Below are 24,304 nucleotides of genomic sequence, written 5' to 3' on the forward strand. Positions count from 1 at the left end.
GAAGCTGACGGAAGTTCTTAAGATCATCGATAGACAGCTCGTAACCGCTCAGGTGCAGTAGAGAGTAAATCAGCATAGAGCCGTGGCCGTTAGACAGTACGAAACGGTCTCGGTCTGCCCACTCTGGGTTAGCAGGGTTGTGGTTTAGGTGAGAACGCCAAAGAACTTCAGCGATATCAGCCATACCCATAGGGGCGCCTGGGTGGCCAGAGTTAGCTTGTTGAACACCGTCCATGCTTAGTGCACGGATTGCATTTGCAAGGTACTTTCGTGTAAGAAGAGAGCGATCCATAGTAGTTACTTCTCGATATTTGATTTAAATAGAGGGAACTCGTCGGAACAAGTTCAAATAGAATTTTTTGAATAAAACGCTGATGCTAAAAGCGAGTAGACTGGCTACTCGCTTTTGGTAAGCAATTAAAGCTTAGCTTCGATCATTGCTTCAAGTTTGCCTTGGTCTACTGCGAAGTTACGGATACCTTCAGCCAGCTTCTCAACCGCCATTGGGTCTTGGTTGTGATCCCATAGGAACTCAGCATGAGTCATCGCTGCAGGACGCTCTTTCGCACCGTTAGAGTCAACGAGTTTCTCAACGACTTCACCTTCAGCGGCTTCTAGTTCAGCAAGTAGAGCTGGAGCGATAGTTAGACGGTCACAGCCTGCAAGTTCAAGGATCTCGCCGATGTTACGGAAGCTTGCACCCATTACTACGGTTTTGTAGCCGTATTCTTTGTAGTAGTTGTAGATGCTTGTCACAGATAGAACACCAGGATCTTCTTGAGCTTCGAAATCACGACCTTCTTTCGCTTTGTACCAGTCCATAATGCGGCCTACGAATGGCGAGATTAGGAATACACCAGCTTCTGCACAAGCACGAGCCTGAGCGAAAGAGAATAGAAGGGTTAGGTTACAGTTGATGCCTTCTTTTTCTAGGATCTCAGCAGCGCGGATGCCTTCCCATGTAGAAGCCAGCTTGATAAGGATACGATCGTTAGTGATGCCCGCATCGTTGTACATTTTCACTAACTGGCGTGCTTTCGCTACGCTGCCTTCCATGTCGTAAGACAAACGAGCATCTACTTCTGTAGAGATACGACCTGGAATCGTTTTTAGGATTTCTTTACCGATGTTTACCGCAAGCATGTCACAAGTGTCTTGTACTTGTTGACTTTTATCATTGCTTTGCGATTTTGCGTATTCAATTGAAGCATCGATCAGAGGTGCGTACTCTTCGATTTGAGCTGCTTTCAGGATAAGAGATGGGTTCGTTGTTGCATCTTCTGGTTGGTATTTTTTGATTGCGTCAATCTCACCAGTGTCCGCTACTACAGTCGTTAGTTTACGAAGTTGCGCTAACTTGTTGCTCATAATCGGTCATCCTATATAAATGGGCTTAAGTGTGGGTTCAGCACCACAGCTTGTGCATTTGCAAGCGTGTCGGCGAATCGTCTCATCATAATGGACGAGGCATCTGCTCAGCCAACTACGGAAAATTTCGTTATCGAACAATTGTTGCGAGCATTTGCTCGATAGTTGAGTAAATGATGTGTTCATATTTATCCTATCCATGTCGAAAGTCAATCGGTGAAAGCGAAGTATAGTGACGTTCATCAACGTTTTTTTACTGCGAGTTCAGAAGGAGACCGGTATAAACGTTTGCCCTTATTGCTCAAGGCTTGAACACGCTTTCTTAAATGAAAAAATGCAACTGAGAAAAAGTTATTGCGGTGAGCAAATGTAGCGCATACATTGTCGGCTAACATATGCTAAGTCAATGAGCAGATGCTCACTTATTGCATATAATGCCAATCCACTAAACGGTGAGAGTAAACATGAGCAGTTCTAATCAAGATATCTCCGTTGAAAATACGGATTTGTTAACGGAGATCTCCGTTGCCTACTACCAAGATGGTGCGACTCAGGAAGAGATATCGAAAAAATTTGCAATTTCACGAGCCAAAGTAGGCCGAATGCTGAAGCAAGCACGAGATGAAGGCATTGTAGAAATTACAGTAAAATACCACCCAGTATTCAGCGCCAAGATTGAGCAGCGTTTGATTGAACGCTTTGGTGTTAAACGCGCTTTGGTCGCTTTAGATCAACCCAATGAAGAAGCGCAGCGTTTACAGGTTTCGGGTTTGGTTTCTAATTACCTAACCAGCACGCTGAAAAACGGCATGGTAGTCACGGTTGGGCAAGGGCGTAATGTCTCTTCTGTCGCTCACCATATTGGTGTAATTACCCCGCGTGACTGTAAGTTTGTCTGTGGCATTGGTGGTATTCATCCTCGTGGCGGTATGTTTAATGCTGACCACATTTGCCGACAGTTCGCGAAGAAATACGGCGGTACCTCTGAAACCTTATACGCCCCCGCTTATGCAGAGAATCGAGAGCAGAAAATTGCATTTATGCAAAACGCGACGGTAAAACAAACGCTCGACTTAGCACGTAAAGCTGACGTGGCACTCGTTGGTATCGGTGACATGAGCGAAAACAGTTACATGGTCGACTTGGGTTGGTTTACACCAGATGAAGTCGTGCAATCACGTTTGATGCAAGGGGTGGTAGGAGACTTCGCAGGCTACGACTTCTTTGATATTCACGGTAACGTTGCAAACACAGTGATGAGTGACCGAGTCATCGGCTTAGGCATTGAAGAATTTCGACCAATTGCAGAAGTTATTGCGATTGCGGCAGAAAACAGTAAACCATTGGCGCTACTTGGTGCTTTAAGAACCGGAGCCATCGATGTGATTGCAACCAGTGTGAGTAACGCACTGACGGTTCTTAACTTGGATGAGCAGATGCACGGCAACAGTACATCAGAGGTGTAGCACAAATAATATACAACTAGTGTAATTTGGCTGTGAGGATTTATAAATGACCCACAGCCTAATTTCTTTTCCAAGTTAAAAATAATCCTCAGGGGTAATTTGTAGTTGATTACTCTGGAGGAAATGATGAAAAAGACACTTCTCGCAGCTGCATTATTTACGGGGCTGCCGCTATTGCAGAAGCTGAGCAAAAAGTCGTGGCAGGCTATTTTGCCGATTGGTAGTACGTAAATGCAGACAACCCCTACACGGTCAAAGACATTTCGGCTGATAGCCTGACTCACATTATCTACGCATTTTTAAGTATGTGTGGTCCTCACACTGGTGCCTCGGAAAATATTCAAAAGCTCGTTGCAAAGCACTGTGAAGGTAAAGAACCGTATACGGCGATTTTGGTCGATGCCGAGGCGGCACTTGAAAAAAACTTTGGGCCGGTTTCTGTGGACGTGCCATACAAGGGACATTTCGCACAATTAGCCGAACTGAAGAAGCAACACCCTGATCTGAAAATTCTCCCGTCGTTTGGTGGTTGGACGATGTCCGAACCTTTCCACGCGATGGCTAAAAACCAGCAAGCAATGGATCAGTTGTCTAAAACGGCTGTCGAGTTGATTGCAAAGTAAGATTTCTTTGATGGCATAGATTTGGATTGGGAATACCCGGGTGGTGGCGGTTTAACTACGTCGCCTTGGAACCCGGATACCAAGCTTTCTGATGAGCAAAAGGTGCTAGAACGTGATGCGTTTACTTACCTAGTAAAAACCTTACGTGGTGACTTAGATGTGCTGGCTAAACAAATCAAGCGAGAGTACGAGTTATCGACTGCGGTGGGTGTTGGTCCAAAAGCCGCAGGCATCGATTGGAAAGCGGCTCAGCCCTACTTAACCAATATGTTTGCCATGACGTATGACTTCCTAGGAGGCTGGGGCCAAGAAGCCGGACACACCACCGACTTGCATGTGACGGATCGCAGCTAGTGGGGCATGGGCGCAGACGTTTTCATCAAAGCGAAAGCCGATTGGGCAAAGCAAGCGAACCTAGGCGGAATATTTACTTGGGAACTTTCAGGCGATCCGAAAGGGGAGTTGGTTGAAGTGATGTACCAAGAAATGCAGAAGTAGCGAGTAACATTCACTAAGTTAAGCCGTCGCATACCACGACGGCTTTATTTTTGCTGCTAGCATTCAAGGGGTAATGAAGTATCCGCCCCCCATTCTGTCCATGAGCCATCGTAGACAGACAGGTTGTGGTAGCCGCACACATAAGCCGCAAGCAAAACGATACAAGCCGTGACACCAGAGCCACAGCTGAAAATAGTCGGCTGCCCTTTATCAATGGGTAATGCACTCACGATCGGCTGTAACTCTGATGTTGGCTTAATGTGGTTGTTGGTTAACAACTCTTGAAATGGCAAGCACACCGCATGAGGAATATGCCCACTGCGTAGACCTTCTCTAGGCTCAGGCACCTCACCGAAAAAGCGGGCTTTCGATCTGGCATCAACAATATTGGCACTTCGGTTTTTAGAGTGAGCCAATACGGATTGAGCATCGAGAAATGCGGTATCAGATAAGCGTCCCGAGAAGCCACCTACCTGGTGCGGTTGTTCCAACTTATCGACAATAGGAAATCCAGCGGCTATCCATGCTGGTAACCCTCCGTTGAGCACTCTCACATTGTTATGTCCCATCGCTTTGAACATCCACCATGCACGAGGTGCAGCCAGAGTACCGGAATTGTCGTATACCACGATCAAATCTTCGTTATTCAATCCAAGTTGTTGAGCACTGCTATTAAAGCCTTGTTCCGTCGGCATCATGTGGGGCAGATTGGAGTTAGGTAGGCAAAAGTCGTTGTCGTAATCAAAACGTAGGGTGCCTGGGATCCATTTATCTTTGATTTTTTCGCTTTCAGAAGGGATCTGGAAGGTAATACTAGCATCAAGGAGTTTTACATTAGGCTGACCGAGCAGGCCTTTCAGTTCATGGACGTTAATTAACGCTGGCATAGCTAACTCCTTCCTTAATAAGGTATAAAATGGTTAACGGATAAATTGGGTGGGTCATTCGCATTTTAAAAACGTGAGCGGCTGCTTGAGGCGAGAATCTGTCGTTTGACTAAAGGTCGCCATTGAGCCCTCAGGACACGTGATAGAAGTTGGAACCGACACTCGTTGTTGACCGATATTTTCGGACTCAATGGTTAGATAGCGTCTTTGCCCATCGAGCGATTGTGTAAGGGTATTACTTATTACCCTCGCAGATACGGTATGAGTTTGAACGTTCGAGGAGGTAAGCAAAAGGATAAAAGCAAGCACAATTACTGTACCTAAAAAAACTAAAATATAGGTTTTTGGGTTGTCCAAGGTCGAGTTCCATACATTGGCAATATATATGTTTTACAACAAAAAATTAGTATGTTCAAAAAGAACGATATGATTTTAGGGTAATACAGGGCTTAGGCTATCTAAACATCTTTTTTAGTGCTGTTTATTCAACATCAAGCGCTGAGAGTGACAATGCTGTTTAGCGATACGATGGACTATATGTTTAAGAGCCAGACGTTTCCTAGTTTAACGTTAGATAATGGGTATCTCTAGCCGTCATGGTCAATACGCTTACGATTAAGTCGCAAGAAAAAATCCCAACCAATTGAGGTTGGGATTTTTATTTAATAACGTTAAGTGTTCACTTGTGTGAAGCCTTAAGTTCGAGCGTTAATTAGGAATGACACACTGGACAATTCGGCATCTTCATCAAATTCATTTCACGCCAAGACATACTTAACGCATCCAGAATCAAGATCTTGCCTTTTTTCGGTTGGCCATAGTTGGCGATAACCTTGATGGTTTCCATCGCTTGTACCGCGCCCACAATACCAACCACTGGTGCCATCACGCCTGCCTCCACACAGCTTAAGGCACCACTACCAAACAGAGCACTTAAGCATTGGTAGCATGGTTGGGTAGGGTCATCGTAAGTGAATACACACACTTGCCCCTCCATACGAATGGCAGCGCCGGAAATTAGTGGCGTTTTCGTCGCAAAGCATAAGCGGTTAAGTTGATTGCGAGTATCGACGTTATCAGAAGCATCAACGACGATCGTGTGTTGCTCAATCAATGATTGCAGTTCGGCATCATCAAGACGCTTAGCAATGGTCTTTATCGTAATGTGAGGGTTAAGCTCTCGTAGCGCATCTGCGGCTGATTCGACTTTCTTGCGACCAATATCGGCATCGTGATGGAGTACCTGGCGCTGCAAGTTCGACAGCTCAACAATATCATCATCAATCAGCGTGATTTGGCCCACACCAGCGGTGGCTAAGTATTGGCTAGAAGCACATCCCAAACCACCAGCACCAAGGATCAAAACCGAACTCTGTTTTAGCGCTTCTTGGCCGTCAAAATCGAACTGGCGCAAAATGATCTGACGGTTGTAACGTAGCATTTCCTGATCGGAAAGAATATCCACAGCAGCTTCCTAGTATAGGGTTGAGTTGAACAGCTGAATTTGAACCGTTTCGCCAACGTCAACGCTGCCGCGCTCTCGCTCCAACACAACAAAACAGTTTGCCAAGCTCATTGAGCGGAATGCGCCCGAGCTTTGGTTACCAGTGGTTTCTACCACAAATTTACCGTCTTCAAGTGTGTAGACACCACGTTGATAATCGGTACGACCTGGTGATTTCTTAAATGCAGTTTTGGTGATAGCAGGAATCGATTCCGGGGCTTTCCACTCAGTATGGCCTGCTAATTTTGCCAGCATAGGTTGAACGAGAACATACATGGTCAGCACGGCAGAAACTGGGTTACCTGGAAGGCCGCAGAACCAAGCTGTACTCAACTTACCGAAAGCAAAGGGTTTACCTGGTTTGATCGCCAGTTTCCAGAAACCGATTTCACCAAGCTCTTCTAAGATGTCTTTGGTGTAATCCGCTTCACCGACACTCACGCCGCCAGAAGTGACCACAACGTCTGCCAGTGTTTGAGCCTGTTCGAATGTCGCTTTGAGTGTTTCAGGGCAGTCAGGGATGATACCAAGATCAATCGCTTCACAACCGAAGTTTTCGATAAGTGGCTTAATGCCGTAGCGGTTGCTGTCGTAGATTTGTCCTTCTTCCAGAGGCTCTCCCAATGATTTCAGTTCATCACCCGTAGAGAAGAACGCCACCTTTGGTTTACGAACCACAATCACATGGCTTACGCCAAGAGAGGCGATCATGGGAATATCACGAGGCGTTAAACGTGTGCCTTTGGCCAAGACGATATCGCCTTGCTTGATGTCATCACCTGTTGGGCGAATGTTGTTTTGTGGCTTCACGTCAGTCTGATTGAACTGGATGCCAGCATCCGTCACTTCCGTGTTTTCTTGCATGATAACCGCGTCGCACCCTTGTGGGATTTTTGCGCCAGTCATGATGCGAACACAAGTGCCTTGCGGCCATTCACTATCAAACGGTTGACCTGCAAAAGATTTACCCGCCAGTGGCAACACCGAAGATAACTCAAGATCTTGAATGCGGATAGCATAACCGTCCATTGCTGAGTTATCGAAAGGCGGTACATGGATTGGAGAAAGAATGTCTTCAGCCAGTACAAAACCGAGTGCGTCAGCAAGGGGTAGAGCAAGCGTGGTTTGGATAGGTTTGATTCGCGATAGCATCTTATCCATCGCGTCTTCAATTGGCATCAAGCCAGGTGCGTCGCAGCAGCCCATTGAGAAAATCCTGTGTTCTTTTGTTTTGTGGCAACTCTACCATAAAAAGCCGATCGAGTAAGAATGTCCACCGATAAAATATGGGTGTAATTATTCAAAAATCCAAGTATCCTTGTCAGCCATCCGAAAGGGGTAAATCACCTGCGGAACTCAACATAATCAGCTCAGTAACCTCCTGTTATGCACCTTATTGTCAGACACGAAACTGGGCAGCGTAAAGCTAGTCGCGTGAATGAAATTTGAATTAAATTTTAGGGCGTTTAGCAGCAGTAACAAAAGAGGAAGTGGAATGTCGGGTCTTAGCGAGTCAGCAAAATTAGTAAAAGAAGCGCTAGAGCAACGTGGTTTGGAAACGCCAATGCGTCCTAATAGCGTAAGCCGTGAAGAAAAGAAGGAAAAGATCGAATACCACATGCGTGAGATCTTAGGCCTCCTTCAACTTGACCTTACCGACGATAGCTTAGAAGAAACGCCGCACCGCATCGCGAAAATGTACGTTGATGAGATCTTCTCTGGTCTGGATTACGCGAACTTTCCTAAAATCACCGTGATCGAGAACAAGATGAATGTCAGTGAGATGGTTCGTGTGAAAGACATCACCGTAACCAGTACTTGTGAACACCACCTTGTGACCATTGATGGTAAAGCGGCAGTCGCTTACATTCCGCGTGGTAAAATCATTGGTCTATCAAAAATCAACCGTATCGTACGTTTCTTCGCACAGCGCCCTCAAGTACAAGAACGCATGACTCAGCAAATCTTAGTCGCACTTCAAACGTTATTAGAATCGGATGATGTAGCGGTAACGATTGATGCCACTCATTATTGCGTGAAATCACGTGGCGTGATGGATGCAACCAGTGAAACGACTACGACGGCGTTAGGTGGCATCTTTAAGAGTAACCCTGCCACTCGTGCCGAGTTTTTACACGGCTTGCGTTAATCATTGCGGCTTGTGTGGAGCTGAAAAGTAAATTTCTAAGAGGATGACAATTGTCATCCTCTTTTTATCTATTTGAAATTAAATGACAAATTAAACTGGATACGACAAAAATCATTTATCGAACTCTGTATTGACACTTACATAATATCTCTTTAATATCCGCGCCCAGAAAACGGTTGCGAGGTGTTAAACCTATCTGTTTTCACCATGTAACCCCTCAAATTCAGCTGATCTCGGTCAGTTGTCTTTCTTTTTTTAATAATAGAAAGACAACAAAATTGAGACTTGGCATGACCACACAAACTACCATCAATTCGGTAACTCCCGCTTCTACTCAAGCATCTGAAAATAGCTGGCAAAAGAAAGCTATCCTAAGCGTTGCATTCTTGATGGCGACGACCTCAGTAGGTCCGGGCTTTTTGACCCAAACGGCGGTTTTCACCAATATCTACAAAATTGACATGGCATTCCCAGTGTTCGCATCGATGTTTATCACGTTTGGCATTGTGATGAACTTATGGCGTATCGTTGGTGTATCAGGTATGCGTATTCAAGATATCGCCAATAAAGTCGCGCCGGGTATGGGTTATGCTGTTGGTATTCTACTCGCGTTTGGTGCGGTCGCGTTTAACTTTGGTAACGTAAGTGGCTCAGCTCTTGGTATTAACGTGCTAACTGGTGTCGACACCACATGGGGCGCAATGTTCACGGGCGTTGTTGGCTGTTTATTGTTTGTGGTGCACAACGCGTCAAAGCGCATGGACCAAATGGCTCGTTACCTTGGTTTGTTTATGATCATCTTGATCGCTTACGTTGCGATGACAAGCTTACCACCAATGGGTGAAACCCTAAGTGCTGCTGTGATGCCAACGGACATTGGTAGCCTGCTGCTTCCAACACTGACGATTGTTGGTGGTGCTGTCGGTGGCTACTACACAGGTGCGCAGCGTTTGGTCGATATTGGCTTGCAAGGTAAAGAGAATATCCCAGCCATTAAAACCGCAGCATGGGCTGGTATCTCCATTGCGATTGTGATTCGAATCTTACTTTTCTTGGCGGTGTTTGGCGTCATCGCAACAGGTGCAACGCTAGATTCATCGAACCCAGCAGCAGATGCCTTCCGTCAAGGGGCTGGTGATGTGGGCTATTTTATCTTTGGCTTAGTGTTGTTCGTCGCATCGATTACCTCAGTAGTGGGTAACTCGTACATGGCAATTTCTCTAATTAAAACACTATTCCCAATCGTCGCTCGTAATGAAAAAGCATGGTGTGTCGGCTTTATTATCATTACGTCGCTTGGCACAGTAATAATGGATATGCCAATTCTTCTTCTGATGCTAGCAGGTCTTGTTAATAGCATTATTCTACCCATCGTATTGGGCATGGTGTTGGTGGCAACGCGCAGAAAAGACATTGTTGGTGACTACAAGCATCCAGCCTATCTGATGCTGACAGGTATTGTGATTGTAATGGTGATGGCAGCATCAAGCATGACCAACATTAGTAACTTCATGGCTAAATTTATCGGATAAAACCAAGTTCTTCGAATAGAGCCAGATTTACCGGGAAATCAACTTTATTTGGATACCAAAGGGGCCTCATTTACGGCCCCTTTTTTTAGGTTTGTTTTGAGGGTGTATGAACGATTTCTGGCCAATACATTTTCACGTAACCAACCGATACCCACACCACCAAGATCGTTGCAATACTTAGCTCCAAAAAGCCAAAGTCATGCAGCCAATGCCAATGTGGGTGAGACTCCGAAAAGAACGAGGTTAAACGATGCATGGCAATCGCACTGATCACGGATGGAAAGGTAACCGCCGCGATAGAAGGCTGGAAGTTGAGACGTAGTAATCGGAAATAACACAAGTAAATCAGCAGCGTCATCGTAATCGCAATGCCAGCTAGTGCGCCCGTCAAAATTGGGTCTGGTTCGCCAAAGTTAACCAAATAGGCGGCGAGAGATAAGTTCACTGGAGCCGCCATGATCGCCAGAGTCGGGCGTGCTTTGCGAGGTAAAGAGCCAAAGAACACCAAACGATACAAAACGAGTGGCAGCATAAAGAAGTAGATGCCAATACACATCATCGCTAGGGTTTCAGAAAACACATTATGGCCGAACTGAGAACCCGCCAGCGAGCTGCTGATTAATCCTACCGGATATAAAAACCAACTTGGCACAATGTTCGACATCTTAAAGTTCACGATCTGGAAGCCGAAGAACAGCATCATCATCGTAAAATGGAGCAGTATCGCTACAAACCACAATGGGTACGCAATAATAGGGGCAACGGCGGCAAGGTAGTCACACAAAACCAGCAAGGCCATACTCATTGGAGCCATTAAACTACCACTTAAAGGATGGCGGATATCAGCTAAAAATAGGCGAGGATTGGTCGCGTATTTGATCAGAACTGGGGCAAGAAGAATCGCTCCAATGGCTGCGAGAAACGGTCTTATTGGCTCACCAACTTCAGGAATATAAAGTGCCCATGCTTGGCCAAGTCCTATCATGCCCAGTGCCAACGCCGCTTGAGATGGCGGGACACTATAAAATTGCACAAGTCTTTTCCAGTTCAAACCTACTCCGAATTTCTACTGCTCGATGCTGACCCAAAGTCGTTGCTCAATGCCAATCTACAGTATTTGGGTGGATTACTCTATAATGGGCAGAATACTAGCAAGATTAATGAATGGTTACCCTTATTCTATATCGGTAAATATCAGGGAATGGGAATTTTGTGAGGTTGATGGCGAATATTTGTAGGGTGATGCAAAAAATTACGCTAACTAGCACCAAACTGGCTTTATTTATCAAAGATAATTTGGTGCCACTATTAACTTAAGCCTTATTATCAGGGAGATCTTGCTGGCGTAATTTTTCATTTTTAAGCGTACGTTGCAGTAGTTGACTGTAAATCGGTTGTCCACCAAGTAACTGTGCCACAATGACCGCGCCCAAGCAGGTAATAATGAGTGGCAAAATTAGGTAGTAGTTATTGGTCATCTCAATCACGAGCAGAATACCAGTGATTGGGGCACGTACGGTTGCGGCAAATAACGCCCCCATACCTGCAATCGCAAACACACCGGGATCGATGGCAAGGGAGGGTAGCAAAACATCAGCACTTGCACCAAATGCGTAACCAAATAGAGTACCTAATGCCAACATTGGCGCGAAAATGCCACCAGGTGCACCAGAGCCAAAGCAAAGTAGGGTAGTGACCACACGCCCAACAAACAGTAGCACCAATAGAGAAATGGAGTAATTGCCATTGGTGATATCAGGGATGAGAGCGATACCGCCCCCGGTTAGTTGAGGAAGGTAAAGCAGTAGCAAGCCAAACACGCCCCCGAGGGTTGCACCAGTGAGTAAATAACGCTTACGATCATTTTTGTGTAGTGCGACAAAGCTGTCTTGAGCAACGGTGATCAGTTTGTTAAATAGAACGCCAAATACACCAAATAGAGAGCCAAGCAGCAGGAATAGCCATAGTGATTGAAGCTCTGGTGATTGGTATTGCGGCATGGTGATTTCCGCACTTTGGCCATTGATTGCACGGAAAACGATAGTCGCCATGATGGAAGAAATGATCACCGCGTGAATTGATATTAATGAGTAACGGAACTGAGGACGCATCTCCTCAATCACAAACATAATGCCCGAGAGCGGTGCGTTAAACGCAGCGGCTAAGCCCCCAGCGGCACCAGAAGCCAGTAGTGAGTGACGCGTATCGTCATCCTTTACTCGGAAGATATCGGTGACCATGCGAGAGACAGCACCACCCATTTGAACGGTAGGGCCTTCACGGCCAAGCACCATGCCTGAGCCTAATGCTCCCACACCGCCGAAAAATTTTACGGGAATGACACGCCACCAACGAACTGGGCGAATGTTATCCATCGCGCCTTCAATTTCTGGGATGCCTGACCCGGCTGCTTCAGGGGCAAAGCGGTGTACTAGGTAGTAGCCGACAAAAGCAAGGACTGCACTGATTATAATGGCAGCCAGCCAAAGAGGTAGCACGTTGCCAATTTCGCTCTTTAACCAATCAGTGCGAGTTTCAGAGACGAAGTTCACTGCGATTTGAAAGTATGTACCGACCAAACCTGCCAAAGTACCGATGATAGTGGCCATAAACAGGACGGAAAATGGCGTTGCCCCTCGAGAGACAAACTGATTAATTACATCTTTTGGTACGCGGGCTAATACAGATTTCACTATTCTCTCGTGCTTGGTCATTAATAGATTCTCCTAAACGCCAGTGGAAGGAACGAAAGAAATTATACGCCTCGCAGAGGTTAGACCTAATCAATAAAGGTGCAATGTAGCTTTCCACTATTGATTTTTTATCCATCAACTGAGTCGTAACTCTCTTAGGCCGCTGGTTTAATTTTATGCAATATTTTTTTATAGGTAAAACTTGTTTTTTGAGCAAAATGAACCATGCTTTAGATGTAACGCAACATAACTGTTTATAGGAGGGATGTGAGGTTTCACACACAATTTGGATGGATTCAAACCCTACAGAAATTCCTCGTTGTTTGTTTGGGATGCATCTATAGACTTCCCAATTCGCATACTCACGATTGAGTTACGAGGCTGAGGCGCACGCAAATGTGCGCCTTTTAAATGCGTCAAATCTGATGTTTGTGCTTGCGCTGTCACAGTATAGACGTAAAGATACTCACTTCACTCACGTTAATAAAAAGCGTCATGCACGGATTTTCAGTTTCTCTATTGCTCGGTTCGACATTCATCGCTGGACTGTTTTCATCGGAGGCCCACGGGCAAAATGTTTGGTGGCTGGCAATGTTGTCTAATATGCCACTTGTTCAGTTTCAACAAAAGTTACAGCAGAGTGTAGATTGGTATCAATGTGATTCCCAAGCGGGTGTTAATGCTTACTGCTTGGATGACTTTAAGTATTATCAGCAGCACTTATATGGTGAGCTTACGTTGCGACAAGATGAAATACATTTGTCTTTTTTGACCGATTACCAAGCGCAAACCCTCAGTGAGTTGATCTTAAATCTAAGAAAGGATGGGCTCGTACTGAGCAATATGGTGATAGAAAAAGAACAGTTCGATGTAGTAAATGCGTTAAAAGAGGAATCTCCGACACAGGTTGATAAAGATCTGATCTTATTTATCAATCGCTATCCACAAGATGCAGAGCGACACCTTGATTGGCGATTGGCAGACGAGTTTGACTCTCCCTTACCGAGAGTCAAAGTTAGGTTGCTCAGTGATGGTGAAATGATTGAACTAAAGATTATTCGCTTTTAGTTTCGTTGTGTAGTGCAAGGAAGGTCACCATCGCCGATTCGTCCAAGAATCCATCTGATTTTTTATGAGTTCTTAGGTATTGATAGCCTGCAATGAGCTTACGATGTTTCGCCTCTTCACTCTGTGAAATCGAATTATTCATTACGTGTTGGTAAGCAATTTTATAGGCCTCGATATCGACGACTTCTGCTTGGCGATACAAATAGCCACAACCTGTGGCTAACCATTCTAATGAGCAATTCGCACGCATCGCGATTTGGTTGGCTTTTGTTAAGCTCGGTTCACTGCCTCTTAAGTATTTTCGGATCAATGCTTCAGAAACGTCGACACGACGTGCAAATCCGCTGATACTTTCTTGTCCAATTAACGTAGCTAAACGTTCCGCAAATGACATATTTCGTACTCCAGTTCGAATTGCGAAAGTTTACCTGTTGAGACAGCCTCAAAACAAGACTAGGATGGTTGCAGATTAAGAAAAGGAGAAAACCCATGGTTGCAAAAATCGTGACTGCACCGAACGGCCCAGAATTTTCTGAACTGGTTCAAGGATATTGGCGTGCAGTTGATTGGGGGATGAGTGCGCAAGAGCGTTTATCTTTCCTCAAGCAACATATTGAGTTAGGTATTACAACGGTTGATCACGCGGACATTTACGGAAACTACGAATGTGAAACGTTATTTGGCGAAGCATTAGCATTAGACAAGAGTGTTCGTTCGCAAATTCAGATTGTCACTAAGTGCGATATCAACTTGTGTGGTGACAAAACCCCAGAGCGTAAAATCAATCACTATGACACCAGTGCAGCGCACATTTACCAATCGGTGAATAATTCGTTAGAGCGTCTGAACGTGGATGAAATAGATGTGCTGCTGATCCATCGTCCTGATGCTTTGATGGAGGCAGATGAGGTTGCAGAAGCGTTTGCTGAGTTGCATAAAGTCGGCAAAGTAAAACATTTTGGTGTGTCTAACTTTACGCCACGCCAATTTGAATTGCTGCAATCTCGTTTGAACAAACCATTAGTCACCAACCAAGTGGAAATCAGCCCACTGAACTTCGCCGTGGCGCACGATGGAACACTCGACCAAATGCAGATGCAGCGAACTCGTCCAATGGCGTGGTCATGTCTTGGCGGAGGGGGCATCTTTACCGGTGAAACGGAACAAGCAGTTCGCGTTCGTAATGAATTAGAAGCGATTCGTCAAGAAATGGGTGCTGACAGTATTGATCAAGTCATTTACGCTTGGGTACGTCGTTTACCATCGAAGCCAATTCCAATCATTGGTTCGGGTAAAATAGAGCGCGTTCATGCAGCGGTGAATGCATTGGAGTTTGATTTGACACGCGAGCAATGGTACCGAGTTTGGGTTGCTTCTAAAGGCCATGGTGTGCCATAGAGGTCACTGCTTCTTTTTAAGATAATAAGGCACCCTTTACAGGGTGCTTTTTCATTTTTATTAATTCCCCTTACTACACGACTTACGCACTGCCTAAAGTAAGTTGATTTTATTTGATCAGTCTGGCTATTCGGGCAAATAAATATACGGCGGATTAAATAAATAACAGTTTACTATATTCACTCAGTCAACCATATTGCGTATCGCTCGATAAGCGACTAATAAATATGAATTCCTCGTTGCTTTTTTCGTATTATATATGGTAACTATCTGGTGAGCTTCTGCTCAGAGTGTTGAATAATTGAAGGTGGTTGAATGTCTTTCCCTGTACTTATCTGTGATGATTCAGCCTTAGCTCGTAAGCAAATGGCGAGAGCCCTGCCTGCAACATTGAATGCAGATGTGACATTTGCTATTCATGGCAAAAATGCGCTTGAAGAACTCGCGCAGAAAGAATTTAAGCTGATGTTTCTTGACCTCACCATGCCAGAGATGGACGGTTTCGAAACGTTAGAAAACATGCAGCGACTAGGAATACAGACCCCTGTTGTCGTCGTTTCTGGTGATATACAGCCGAAAGCAAAAGAGAGAGTGTTCGCACTTGGTGCAAAAGCGTTTATTCAAAAGCCCATCGCACAAGATGAGCTTAAGTCAGCGTTAAAAGAACTGGTTCAACCTGAATCCCGTCCTCAAGTGATTACGCCGACTATCATTGAATTGCCAATATTGCGTCGTCGCGATATTTATATGGAAGTCGCCAACGTCTCGATCGGTCGTGCGGCGGATGCCTTGGCGCGTCACTTCGATGTGTTCGTGCAATTGCCGCTGCCAAACGTGAACATTTTTGAAGTGAGTGAACTCCATATGGCGTTGCGCGATTTGGCCTCTTACGATAACGTCTCAGGTGTGTGCCAAGGCTTTTGTGGGGAGGGTATTGCAGGCGAAGCGCTTGTCATTTTGAGTGACTCTAGCGTTGCGGATTTAAAAAAGCTGATGAAGGTACCAGCAGACAGTGAAGAGTTAGAAGAGCTTGAGCTGTTGATGGATATTTCCAACATCCTAGTTGGCTCGTTCCTAAATGGGCTAGGGGAGCAATCTGAAGTGCGTTTCTTCCAGAGCCCGCCAGTATTACTCGGTCAGCATATTTCGATTGATTCCATTATAGAGTCCACGACGGGGGCATTTAGCCGTACCATGACATTTGAAGTGAGCTACAACATTGAAGGCACCTCGATCCGTTGTGATCTTCTGTTTATGTTTGTCGATGAATCATTGCCGTTGCTCGACAATAAATTGTCGTACTTGATGGAGGATTTCTAATGCTGAATTTGCCTGCAGAATTCGAACAGTTCCATTGGATGGTCGACATGGTGCAGAATGTCGATATGGGACTTGTAGTGATTGATAAAGATTACAACGTACAAGTGTGGAACGGCTTTATGACCCACCATAGTGGTTTACAATCTCATGAAGCGATAGGGCGTTCGATCTTCGATATTTTTCCGGAGATCCCACAAGAATGGTTCAAGCTAAAAACCAAACCTGTTTATGACTTAGGTTGTCGGAGTTTTATTACTTGGCGTCAGCGTCCTTATCTGTTTTGTTGCCGTAATGTACGTCCTGTCACCCAGCAAGCTGAGTTTATGTATCAGAATGTTACGTTGAACCCGATGCGCTCTCCAACAGGTAAAATAAACTCCTTGTTTCTATCTATCCAAGACGCGACAGCGGAAGCGATCATCTCTCAATCATAATCGCTCGAACATCTGGGATGTATAGCCAAGCACTGTCTTGGCTTTTTTCTATACTTATTCTGTGTGCCTTCAAATACAGAATGTCTAAATGGACTTTAATCACGCTCTAAAGCTCTATACCGCAGAACAAGTTAAGAATGGGGAAGTCGTTGCGGCTCAAATTGCCGGCGTTTCTATGTACAGCCTCATGCTACGTGCAGGCATGGCGGTTTACGAGCGATTTCTTCATTTATATCCCCGCGCGAGAAATGTGCTGGTGGTTTGCGGTAAAGGTAATAATGGTGGGGATGGGTACGTATTTGCCACAATAGCAAAACAAGCTCAGCTAAATGTAAACGTATTTCAACTGGGTGATCCCACAGCCTTGACCGGAGATGCGTTAAGAGCGTTTGAAGATTGGCAATCCGTGGATGGTAAAAACAGCAGTTGGGACGATTGGCATACGGCTTTGCTTGAAGCGGATGTTATTGTAGATGCGATGCTCGGCACAGGCTTAAGTGGCAAGGTAAGGCAAGACATTCAGCGCTATATAGAGCAAATCAATCAAATACACTGCCCTGTAATCGCTGTCGATATTCCTTCAGGTTTAAGTGCAGACACAGGTGTTGTGCTTGGTGGTGCGATTCGCGCTGATCACACGGTCACTTTTATTGGTGTTAAGCAAGGTTTGTGTACCGCACAGGCAAGAGAACATGTCGGTGAGTTGCATTTTTCTGGCTTAGGCGTCAACGTTGCATTTGAGTCGGTGCAAGAGGAAAGTGCTTTAGGTATTGATCACCAGATTATCAGTCGACTGCTCCCCCGGAGAAAAGCCGCCGAGCATAAAGGGGATAACGGAAAAGTACTTTGTGTTGGAGGGAATCAAGGGATGTCCGGTTCTATTCGGCTCTGTGCTTCTGCTGCTCTTCGTTGCGGCGCTGGTTTAGCGGCCGCGATTTCTCATCCTGATTCCCTTATTCCGCTGCAAGTAAGTTGCCCCGAAGTAATGAGTCAGAGTATTACCTTGGAAGCGTTACAAGAAATGGAAAACGAACTTACCCAGCGTATTCGTTGGGCGGATGTGCTGGTGTTTGGGCCCGGTTTCGGTATGGATGAATGGGCGATAAATTCTTATCAAATGCTCTCACAACAATATAAGCCGAAGGTCGTAGACGCTGACGCACTTAACCTTCTTGCGATGTTGACGGACGGAGGAGCAACTGACGTCGCAATAGATGAATTTCGTATTATTACCCCTCACCCGGGCGAGGCAGCTCGCCTTTTAGGGGTAACCACGACGGATGTAGAACGCGATCGTTTTAAAGCAACAAAGCAATTACAGGAGCGTTATGGCGGCGTTGTCGTGCTTAAAGGTGCTGGTACGTTGATTTATGATGGAGTGCGAATGTATGTCTGTCTGGCTGGAAATCCAGGAATGGCCAGTGGTGGCATGGGGGATGTATTGTCGGGGGTGATTGGCGCTTTATTGGCGAAAGGGCTATCGAGCGTGCTTGCCGCTCGTTTAGGTGTGGTCATACACAGTTATGCTGCGGATATCAATGCACAACAATTTGGAGAGCAAGGTTTAATTGCCAGTGATGTTGTCGCCACGCTGAGGCAAGCGATTCACTCGGAATGCTAAAAGGTGAGCATATTCACTGTGCGGCAGAGACTCCCGCTTGTGCTTTCTTTGAATTTTAGTTGCTGGAATGTGACTCTTGTCGCAAATTTATCGCACTGAAAATAGCAGGCATTTTTACTGATTTGCACTCGACTGCGTGTTTTTTGCTCGTTATTCTGAGGTTAGGGAAGATCGTGTGGAAACTTTGACGCAAAGGTTTGCGCAATCGATTGTGAGTTTCTGATAGATAACTTATTGAATTATAGAATGAAGATGATAGTTATCAGGTAAGTTGCAGTTTTTAATATGAACTTTACAAGATGGTATCACAAAAAAAATGCAAATATCAGACTTGTAGGAAAGAAATCACGACCTATAATGCTGAAAACCGGAGCGTCTGCCAACGCTCCGGTTTTTTTGTGTCCGAAGAACAGTGAACTCGTCTGCCAACGATTCCACTACGCACTCTGATATGACACATAATTTTATGAATCAAGGAATTACACAATGCGTATCGAACAAGAACTTAAGTTAGGCTTCAAAGATGTACTGTTTCGCCCGAAACGTTCTACCTTAAAAAGTCGTTCTCAAGTAAATTTAACCCGCGATTTTACATTCAAGCACAGTGGTCGTCAATGGTCCGGCGTTCCAGTAATTGCGGCGAACATGGATTCGGTTGGTAGCTTTGCAATGGCGAAAGCATTAGCAGAGCATGGTGTAATGACTGCGGTTCACAAACACTACACAGTCGATGACTGGGCTGAGTTTGCGAAATCTGCGGATAAAACAACACTCAACAACGTAATGGTGTCTACTGGTACGTCTGATGCGGACTTCCAAAAAACGAAAGACATCATGGCGCTTTCTGATGAGCTTATTTTCATCTGTATCGATATCGCAAACGGTTACTCTGAGCACCTAGTAGAGTACGTACAACGCGTGCGTGCTGCATTCCCAGATAAAGTGATTTCTGCAGGTAACGTTGTAACGGGTGATATGTGTGAAGAGCTAATCCTAGCAGGTGCGGACATCGTTAAAGTAGGCATTGGCCCAGGCTCGGTATGTACCACACGAGTTAAGACAGGTGTTGGTTACCCGCAACTTTCTGCAATCATTGAGTGTGGCGATGCAGCGCACGGCCTAGGTGGCATGATCATCGGTGACGGTGGCTGTTCTTGTGCTGGTGACGTTTCTAAAGCGTTCGGTGGCGGCGCTGACTTCGTTATGCTTGGTGGTATGCTTGCTGGCCACGAAGAGTCAGGCGGCGAAATCATCGAGAAAGACGGCGAACAGTTCATGAAATTTTACGGCATGTCTTCTCAGTCAGCGATGGATAAGCACTCTGGCGGTGTTGCTAAGTACCGCGCAGCTGAAGGTAAAACCGTACTATTGCCATACCGTGGCAGCGTTCACGGCACTATCCAAGACATCCTTGGCGGCGTACGTTCAACGTGTACATACGTAGGTGCAGCAAAGCTTAAAGAGCTAACGAAGAGAACGACATTTATCCGCGTTCAAGAGCAAGAAAACAACGTATTCGGTAAAGAGTAAGTCGATTACTTTTCGGAAAAATCGAATAATGGAGAGCCGCTACTAGCGGCTCTTTTTTTGCCTAAATTTTGGTAAGTGGCGGCAGGCTATAAATTGTTGAGTGGGTTGCGAGTAATGGCTTCTGACAAGGGGTCGGGTGCAAAGTGTGCGTAACGCATTGTCATCGAGATATCGGCATGCCCTAATACATCGCGTAGAACCAAAATGTTTCCACCATTCATCATAAAGTGACTGGCAAAGGTGTGGCGCAAAACATGAGATGCCTGTCCAGAGGGTAGGGAAATGCCTAACTTGGTCTTTAGAATGTAGCAAAACGGCGTGTAGCACTCTTCAAACAAAGCACCTGAGGTTGGCTTAATGATCTCTTCGTAGAGCTCCTTAGCGATTGGCACAGTACGATTCTTTTTTTGCTTTTGTATTGGTGAATGTCACCTTGTATTGGGATAGCTGCGTCCCCTTTAATTGTGCCGCCTCATTCCAACGTGCGCCGGTGGACAAACATAGCTTCACGATCTTGAGCATGTCTGCTCGTTCATGTCGCCCAACAAGTGCTAGTAAATCCTGGATTTGTTCTTTGGTAAGAAAAACCATTTCCCGCTCGGATTCTTTAAAGGGTTTCACATCTTCCAAAGTATTAGGCAGTTTCCACTCACCGAGTTCTTTGAGCTTGTTAAGCACTGCCTTAAAGCGTGCTAATTCGGAGTTGAGTGTCGAGATACTTGGTTTACCACGATTCCAACGGTCTTCATCAACAAACACCAACTCCCCAGACATCCTTTTACTGCGGAAATCGGAATACATTTTAGAAGAGAACGTAGATGCAACAGGATTGCCCATCGCTTTTACCATGTAGTGAAACTTTTTGATGAACTGTGTTGTCTTAATGTCTTTTAAACGTTATAGCATTGAGTTGGCATTGGAACAGCAGCACCGTACTTTAGTAGTCTACTGTCACTCTCAATCACCACATAGCGCTCGAACTTCTTGATACTTTTTAAGAGCAAGTTCTTTGAGCCCTTGCCACAACTGGCTTAACGCGAGATCGGATACTTCGTCTAATTTCTATAATGAAATTAGACGAAGTGGTGATGAACGTGAGTAAATCTTTAAATCGCCCTTTTTTTCTCTCGATTTGGAAACGTTGTCAGGTCACTCTGCGGTGCTTCAACAAAGTTAGGAACTTCGAATCATGAAATTGGCGATACTTTTTGTCTTTTCATGTTTTCTCCTTTTGCGCTGTGGAGCGCGTTTTTAAACGCTTAGGCGTTAATGCTCGATGTAAAGCAAGGAGGCCAGAAATTGGAAGATGTTGATTCAAGAAAAGAGCAGAGTGACAAATATGGTGCTTCAAGAAATTAATTTTCCTTAGTTACACGCGTGTAACTAAGGAAAATGCTAGTTATTGGGAGTGCTACAATAATCCTGCTAAGTGTATGAATGTTAATGGTTTATTGAGTGTTAGATGAGGCTCTGTGTTTTAAAGTCTTTAGAATATAACAACATCCTTGCATGTTGTATTCACAGGTATATACCAAATCAATTTGAAGATGCAGGCTTGAGAACCTGAAAACTATCATTAATTCGAGATGTCAAAGAGCCTGCGATCTCTGGAAGAGTCACAGCAAAAAATTGGTCTATTGCCGCCTTGAAGTCTCGTTTCCTTTTGAAGTAAACGTTGTTCCTCGCACTTCTCATTCATTACTTTCCATAGCCGCTCTATTGGGTTGAGGTTTGGGCTGTAATGTGGAAGATAATGCAGTTCAATATTAAGGACAAACGCCGTATCTCTGACTAAGTCACTGCGGTGATATCTCGCACCATCTAAGATGATATTAAGCTTATGGATTAACGGATAACTCTCTCTTAAATTACAGAAAAAGCGAACGATAGTTTCACTGTTAATGCGGCTTTGTTGCGTAATTTATTTTCGAACTAGAACAGCCCATTTCGGTTGATTGTCAGCCAATACGGCTAGTTTTAGGCATACCAAGCCCAGTAAGCTTATTCAACGCTTTGATCATCGCGTAAGTTTCACCAACTTGTGCATTGTAATTTCTTAGACTTAACCGTCCGTCAAGTAACTGCTTCACACGATACATTGCCGTTTCTGATAGCGAGCGCTTGTGGTAGCCATATCGCTCTTTCCAATGAGTATTTGAACCATATAGCTTTTGGCAGCCAGCCGCTAAGTTTCTTGGATGGCCCCGTTCCCAGAATGCAGTCCCCTCTCTTGGAGGGATCAGAGCTACGGCTCGTTTAATACGGATTGCCGCGTGACAATCCCTTGTGTCATAAGCACCATCGCCTGATATCTCGATGATTCTTCGGCCTGTTTGCTTGAGTAAGTTAGGCAGAACTTCTGCATCAGTGACCGTTGATAAACTCAATTCGGCGGCAATAATTTCATGGGTGCTCGTATCCACAGCAATATGCAGCTTACGCCACACTCGGCGCTTGCCATCTGTGCCATGTTTTTTGACTTTCCACTCGCCCTCACAATAAACCTTGAGACCCGTTGCATCGATAGCAAGGTGTTGAATCGGAACTTTTGTTTTCGTTTTAAAACTCACATCAATATCTTTTGCTCGACGACTGATACAACTATAGTGTGGGCTGCGTAGTGGAACTTGAGCAAGTCGAAACACAGAATCAATAAACCCTTGAGAAGCACGAAGTGGCATTGAAAAAATACGCTTTACCATTAAAGCAGTTGTGATGGCTAAATCACCGAAAACACGAGGTCTCCCTCGCTTGTTTTGCTTCCACTCGCTTATCGCTTCTTCATCAATCCAGAACGTCAGAGAGCCACGATTGATTAGAGTTTGATTGTATTGCTTCCAGTTGTTTGTTTTGTAACGAGGTTTTGCCATGAGACTACATACTTGAATTAATGTAGCTGATCAGATCGTATGCTTTGGATTTAGTTCCATCGATTTACGCAACAAAGCCCCTTTCCAGCGCTCTTATGTTGGTGACGTGAATGAACATTGGTTTGACGTCGTTCAAGCAACTTCTATCTGTGACGATATGATCACACTTGGTTATGTGGTGTTATGTTACTAACTTAAATTAATAAGAAACAATGATATAAAAATTTTTTCATATTAATAATACAAACCAATTTGCATTACATTGCTAATGTAACTAGCCTTTAATTACATCACCAATGTAACCCAAGGCTAGAGGTCGTATGACATTCAAAATCAACGTTAAAGAAATAACAGAAAATCCCCCGATCACTGATAGTGACTTAATCGAAATGGCGTTTTATGTGAAACAAACTCTAGAGCGGTATTCAGAAATGGTGAATAACGGATATGATTCTGCGGAAAATAAGTTTGAAGATGAAGAAATAGCAGATATGACAACGATTCAGTTTAACCCTAATAAAAATGAACTTGTGGAATATGCTCAATCACATTTACTTTGGAAGCTTAGAGAGGTTTATGAGTTTTGTTTTGTTACGAAAAACAAGAAGAAATATTTGGATGAACATTTTGTTGATTGTAATTGCGATTTACACATGTTTTATGCTGAAACACTATCACCTTGCTTGGCTTATGAGTCCCTTCTTCGCATTGGTGTTTTGGAGACAGGATATTCAGCAGATAAAATTAATCGATTTTTCATAACATTCATTGCAAATCTAAAAATGATTTTTGGCGGTTTACCTGATTACTATCATGGTATATCTGGAGACTTTAAGTTGAGTCTGCCGTATGACCATATTGAGAGTCTTGGTCTTCATCTTGAACACTTCAGTTTCCGTGAATTAACACTGCTCGGTGGCTATCAAACTGAACGCGCGGTAAGGAACCTAGCTTCACCTTCTACGCCAGAGCACCGCCGACTTTCAGTTATAAAGGAAGGAAGGTTTACCTACGTAACTCGCGAAGAAGCGATGAGATGGCTAAGTCGACTAAACCGCAACTAAAGCCAATACAGACAGGGAGGACTTATGGCTAATTCAAAACAACATGTGCCAACGAAACAAGTCTCAAAAGATGCTTCGCTTATTTTAAAAGCCTTAGGACTGAAATAGGAGCATATGATGAATTTAACTGAACATGCAAAACTCAGATCCGCCCAGCGAGGAATTTGTGATGTAGTGGTTTAATGATCCCGGACACCAAATTAGGTGGTAAAGTCTCCACCATAAATGAGGTGCTCAATGACAAAACGACAACGACGTACATTTTCTGCTGAATTTAAA

The 24,304-nt window shown here is 44.7% G+C and carries 19 protein-coding genes and 4 pseudogenes; 11 read left to right on the forward strand and 12 right to left on the reverse strand.

The window, feature by feature from the left end; translation table 11 throughout:
- Together AK965_RS19455 and tal are read right to left on the reverse strand one after the other, a co-directional pair.
- Positions 1–292, reverse strand: a pseudogene (locus AK965_RS19455) (transketolase); the annotation flags it as partial.
- 125 nt (positions 293–417) lie between these two features.
- A complete protein-coding gene (gene tal, locus AK965_RS19460) occupies positions 418–1,368 on the reverse strand; it encodes a transaldolase (protein WP_099081143.1) in 951 nt (316 codons plus the stop codon).
- Positions 1,369–1,832: 464 nt separating this feature from the next.
- Between tal and AK965_RS19475 the strand changes: the two genes are divergently transcribed.
- On the forward strand, positions 1,833–2,834 hold the full coding sequence (locus AK965_RS19475; RefSeq protein WP_099081146.1) for a sugar-binding transcriptional regulator: 1,002 nt from the start codon (positions 1,833–1,835) through the stop codon (positions 2,832–2,834).
- A 126-nt stretch (positions 2,835–2,960) separates the two neighbouring features.
- A pseudogene (locus AK965_RS19480) lies at positions 2,961–3,955 on the forward strand (glycosyl hydrolase family 18 protein).
- Positions 3,956–4,011: 56 nt separating this feature from the next.
- Here the strand turns inward: AK965_RS19480 and AK965_RS19485 are convergent.
- The 4 genes from AK965_RS19485 to moeA all read right to left on the reverse strand — a co-directional run bounded on the left by AK965_RS19485 (position 4,012) and on the right by moeA (position 7,552).
- Positions 4,012–4,842 carry a sulfurtransferase gene (locus AK965_RS19485; protein ID WP_099081147.1) on the reverse strand — a complete coding sequence of 277 codons (831 nt, stop codon included), beginning with the start codon at positions 4,840–4,842 and terminating at the stop codon, positions 4,012–4,014.
- Positions 4,843–4,896: 54 nt separating this feature from the next.
- Entirely contained in the window at positions 4,897–5,199 is a 303-nt protein-coding gene (locus AK965_RS20975) for a hypothetical protein (RefSeq protein ID WP_099081148.1), read from the reverse strand.
- Between the two features lie 355 nt (positions 5,200–5,554).
- Positions 5,555–6,307 carry a molybdopterin-synthase adenylyltransferase MoeB gene (moeB, locus tag AK965_RS19495; protein WP_099081149.1) on the reverse strand — a complete coding sequence of 251 codons (753 nt, stop codon included), beginning with the start codon at positions 6,305–6,307 and terminating at the stop codon, positions 5,555–5,557.
- 9 nt (positions 6,308–6,316) lie between these two features.
- Positions 6,317–7,552 carry a molybdopterin molybdotransferase MoeA gene (gene moeA / locus AK965_RS19500; protein WP_099081150.1) on the reverse strand — a complete coding sequence of 412 codons (1,236 nt, stop codon included), beginning with the start codon at positions 7,550–7,552 and terminating at the stop codon, positions 6,317–6,319.
- Between the two features lie 289 nt (positions 7,553–7,841).
- Between moeA and folE the strand changes: the two genes are divergently transcribed.
- Together folE and AK965_RS19510 are read left to right on the forward strand one after the other, a co-directional pair.
- Positions 7,842–8,495: a GTP cyclohydrolase I FolE gene (gene folE, locus AK965_RS19505; protein ID WP_099081151.1), complete on the forward strand. Its 654-nt coding sequence runs from the start codon at positions 7,842–7,844 to the stop codon at positions 8,493–8,495.
- A gap of 290 nt (positions 8,496–8,785) precedes the next feature.
- The gene (locus tag AK965_RS19510) at positions 8,786–10,027 is read left to right on the forward strand and encodes an NRAMP family divalent metal transporter (RefSeq protein WP_099081152.1); all 1,242 of its coding nucleotides are present in this window, start codon (positions 8,786–8,788) and stop codon (positions 10,025–10,027) included.
- A gap of 85 nt (positions 10,028–10,112) precedes the next feature.
- Here AK965_RS19510 and AK965_RS19515 read toward each other — a convergent pair whose 3' ends face one another.
- Together AK965_RS19515 and clcA are read right to left on the reverse strand one after the other, a co-directional pair.
- Positions 10,113–11,060 (reverse strand): TDT family transporter, encoded by a 948-nt coding sequence (locus tag AK965_RS19515; protein WP_172438200.1) that lies wholly within the window; start codon positions 11,058–11,060, stop codon positions 10,113–10,115.
- Between the two features lie 280 nt (positions 11,061–11,340).
- Positions 11,341–12,741: a H(+)/Cl(-) exchange transporter ClcA gene (gene clcA / locus AK965_RS19520; protein ID WP_099081154.1), complete on the reverse strand. Its 1,401-nt coding sequence runs from the start codon at positions 12,739–12,741 to the stop codon at positions 11,341–11,343.
- Positions 12,742–13,311: 570 nt separating this feature from the next.
- On the opposite strand from clcA, the gene AK965_RS19525 reads away from it, so the two are divergent.
- The gene (locus AK965_RS19525; protein WP_310648473.1) at positions 13,312–13,788 is read left to right on the forward strand and encodes a hypothetical protein; all 477 of its coding nucleotides are present in this window, start codon (positions 13,312–13,314) and stop codon (positions 13,786–13,788) included.
- Here AK965_RS19525 and AK965_RS19530 read toward each other — a convergent pair.
- Entirely contained in the window at positions 13,775–14,182 is a 408-nt protein-coding gene (locus tag AK965_RS19530) for a helix-turn-helix transcriptional regulator (RefSeq protein WP_099081156.1), read from the reverse strand. The genes AK965_RS19525 and AK965_RS19530 overlap by 14 nt on opposite strands.
- Before the next feature lie 95 nt (positions 14,183–14,277).
- On the opposite strand from AK965_RS19530, the gene AK965_RS19535 reads away from it, so the two are divergent.
- From AK965_RS19535 to AK965_RS19555, 5 genes are all read left to right on the forward strand, one after another.
- Positions 14,278–15,186 (forward strand): aldo/keto reductase family oxidoreductase, encoded by a 909-nt coding sequence (locus tag AK965_RS19535; protein WP_099081157.1) that lies wholly within the window; start codon positions 14,278–14,280, stop codon positions 15,184–15,186.
- A 315-nt stretch (positions 15,187–15,501) separates the two neighbouring features.
- Positions 15,502–16,506 carry a response regulator gene (locus AK965_RS19540; RefSeq protein WP_099081158.1) on the forward strand — a complete coding sequence of 335 codons (1,005 nt, stop codon included), beginning with the start codon at positions 15,502–15,504 and terminating at the stop codon, positions 16,504–16,506.
- Positions 16,506–16,940 carry a PAS domain-containing protein gene (locus AK965_RS19545; RefSeq protein WP_099081159.1) on the forward strand — a complete coding sequence of 145 codons (435 nt, stop codon included), beginning with the start codon at positions 16,506–16,508 and terminating at the stop codon, positions 16,938–16,940. Before AK965_RS19540 ends, AK965_RS19545 begins: the two co-directional genes overlap by 1 nt.
- A gap of 88 nt (positions 16,941–17,028) precedes the next feature.
- The gene (locus AK965_RS19550; protein WP_099081160.1) at positions 17,029–18,561 is read left to right on the forward strand and encodes an NAD(P)H-hydrate dehydratase; all 1,533 of its coding nucleotides are present in this window, start codon (positions 17,029–17,031) and stop codon (positions 18,559–18,561) included.
- Positions 18,562–19,047: 486 nt separating this feature from the next.
- On the forward strand, positions 19,048–20,091 hold the full coding sequence (locus AK965_RS19555; protein WP_099081161.1) for a GMP reductase: 1,044 nt from the start codon (positions 19,048–19,050) through the stop codon (positions 20,089–20,091).
- 86 nt (positions 20,092–20,177) lie between these two features.
- On the opposite strand, the pseudogene AK965_RS19560 reads toward AK965_RS19555, so the two are convergent.
- The 3 genes and pseudogenes from AK965_RS19560 to AK965_RS19570 all read right to left on the reverse strand — a co-directional run.
- Positions 20,178–20,931 (reverse strand): annotated as a pseudogene (locus AK965_RS19560) (tyrosine-type recombinase/integrase); the annotation flags it as partial.
- 696 nt (positions 20,932–21,627) lie between these two features.
- Positions 21,628–21,994: pseudogene (locus AK965_RS19565) on the reverse strand (transposase); the annotation flags it as partial.
- Positions 21,995–22,049: 55 nt separating this feature from the next.
- Positions 22,050–22,961, reverse strand: coding sequence for an IS5 family transposase (locus tag AK965_RS19570; protein WP_099081162.1), 912 nt, complete (start codon positions 22,959–22,961; stop codon positions 22,050–22,052).
- Positions 22,962–23,281: 320 nt separating this feature from the next.
- Between AK965_RS19570 and AK965_RS19575 the strand changes: the two genes are divergently transcribed.
- Positions 23,282–24,025 carry a hypothetical protein gene (locus tag AK965_RS19575; RefSeq protein WP_099081163.1) on the forward strand — a complete coding sequence of 248 codons (744 nt, stop codon included), beginning with the start codon at positions 23,282–23,284 and terminating at the stop codon, positions 24,023–24,025.
- Positions 24,026–24,304: the final 279 nt, after the last annotated feature.

The organism is Vibrio sp. PID17_43 (genome assembly GCF_002608565.1).
In the GTDB taxonomy this organism is placed as follows: Bacteria; Pseudomonadota; Gammaproteobacteria; order Enterobacterales; family Vibrionaceae; genus Vibrio.

Coding starts and splice junctions, on each gene's coding strand:
- tal (WP_099081143.1), bottom strand. CDS start 1,368: ATGAGCAACAAGTTAGCGCAACTTCGTAAACTAACGACTGTAGTAGCG.
- AK965_RS19475 (WP_099081146.1), top strand. CDS start 1,833: ATGAGCAGTTCTAATCAAGATATCTCCGTTGAAAATACGGATTTGTTA.
- AK965_RS19485 (WP_099081147.1), bottom strand. CDS start 4,842: ATGCCAGCGTTAATTAACGTCCATGAACTGAAAGGCCTGCTCGGTCAG.
- moeA (WP_099081150.1), bottom strand. CDS start 7,552: ATGGGCTGCTGCGACGCACCTGGCTTGATGCCAATTGAAGACGCGATG.
- folE (WP_099081151.1), top strand. CDS start 7,842: ATGTCGGGTCTTAGCGAGTCAGCAAAATTAGTAAAAGAAGCGCTAGAG.
- AK965_RS19510 (WP_099081152.1), top strand. CDS start 8,786: ATGACCACACAAACTACCATCAATTCGGTAACTCCCGCTTCTACTCAA.
- clcA (WP_099081154.1), bottom strand. CDS start 12,741: ATGACCAAGCACGAGAGAATAGTGAAATCTGTATTAGCCCGCGTACCA.
- AK965_RS19525 (WP_310648473.1), top strand. CDS start 13,312: ATGTTGTCTAATATGCCACTTGTTCAGTTTCAACAAAAGTTACAGCAG.
- AK965_RS19530 (WP_099081156.1), bottom strand. CDS start 14,182: ATGTCATTTGCGGAACGTTTAGCTACGTTAATTGGACAAGAAAGTATC.
- AK965_RS19535 (WP_099081157.1), top strand. CDS start 14,278: ATGGTTGCAAAAATCGTGACTGCACCGAACGGCCCAGAATTTTCTGAA.
- AK965_RS19540 (WP_099081158.1), top strand. CDS start 15,502: ATGTCTTTCCCTGTACTTATCTGTGATGATTCAGCCTTAGCTCGTAAG.
- AK965_RS19545 (WP_099081159.1), top strand. CDS start 16,506: ATGCTGAATTTGCCTGCAGAATTCGAACAGTTCCATTGGATGGTCGAC.
- AK965_RS19550 (WP_099081160.1), top strand. CDS start 17,029: ATGGACTTTAATCACGCTCTAAAGCTCTATACCGCAGAACAAGTTAAG.
- AK965_RS19555 (WP_099081161.1), top strand. CDS start 19,048: ATGCGTATCGAACAAGAACTTAAGTTAGGCTTCAAAGATGTACTGTTT.
- AK965_RS19570 (WP_099081162.1), bottom strand. CDS start 22,961: ATGGCAAAACCTCGTTACAAAACAAACAACTGGAAGCAATACAATCAA.
- AK965_RS19575 (WP_099081163.1), top strand. CDS start 23,282: ATGACATTCAAAATCAACGTTAAAGAAATAACAGAAAATCCCCCGATC.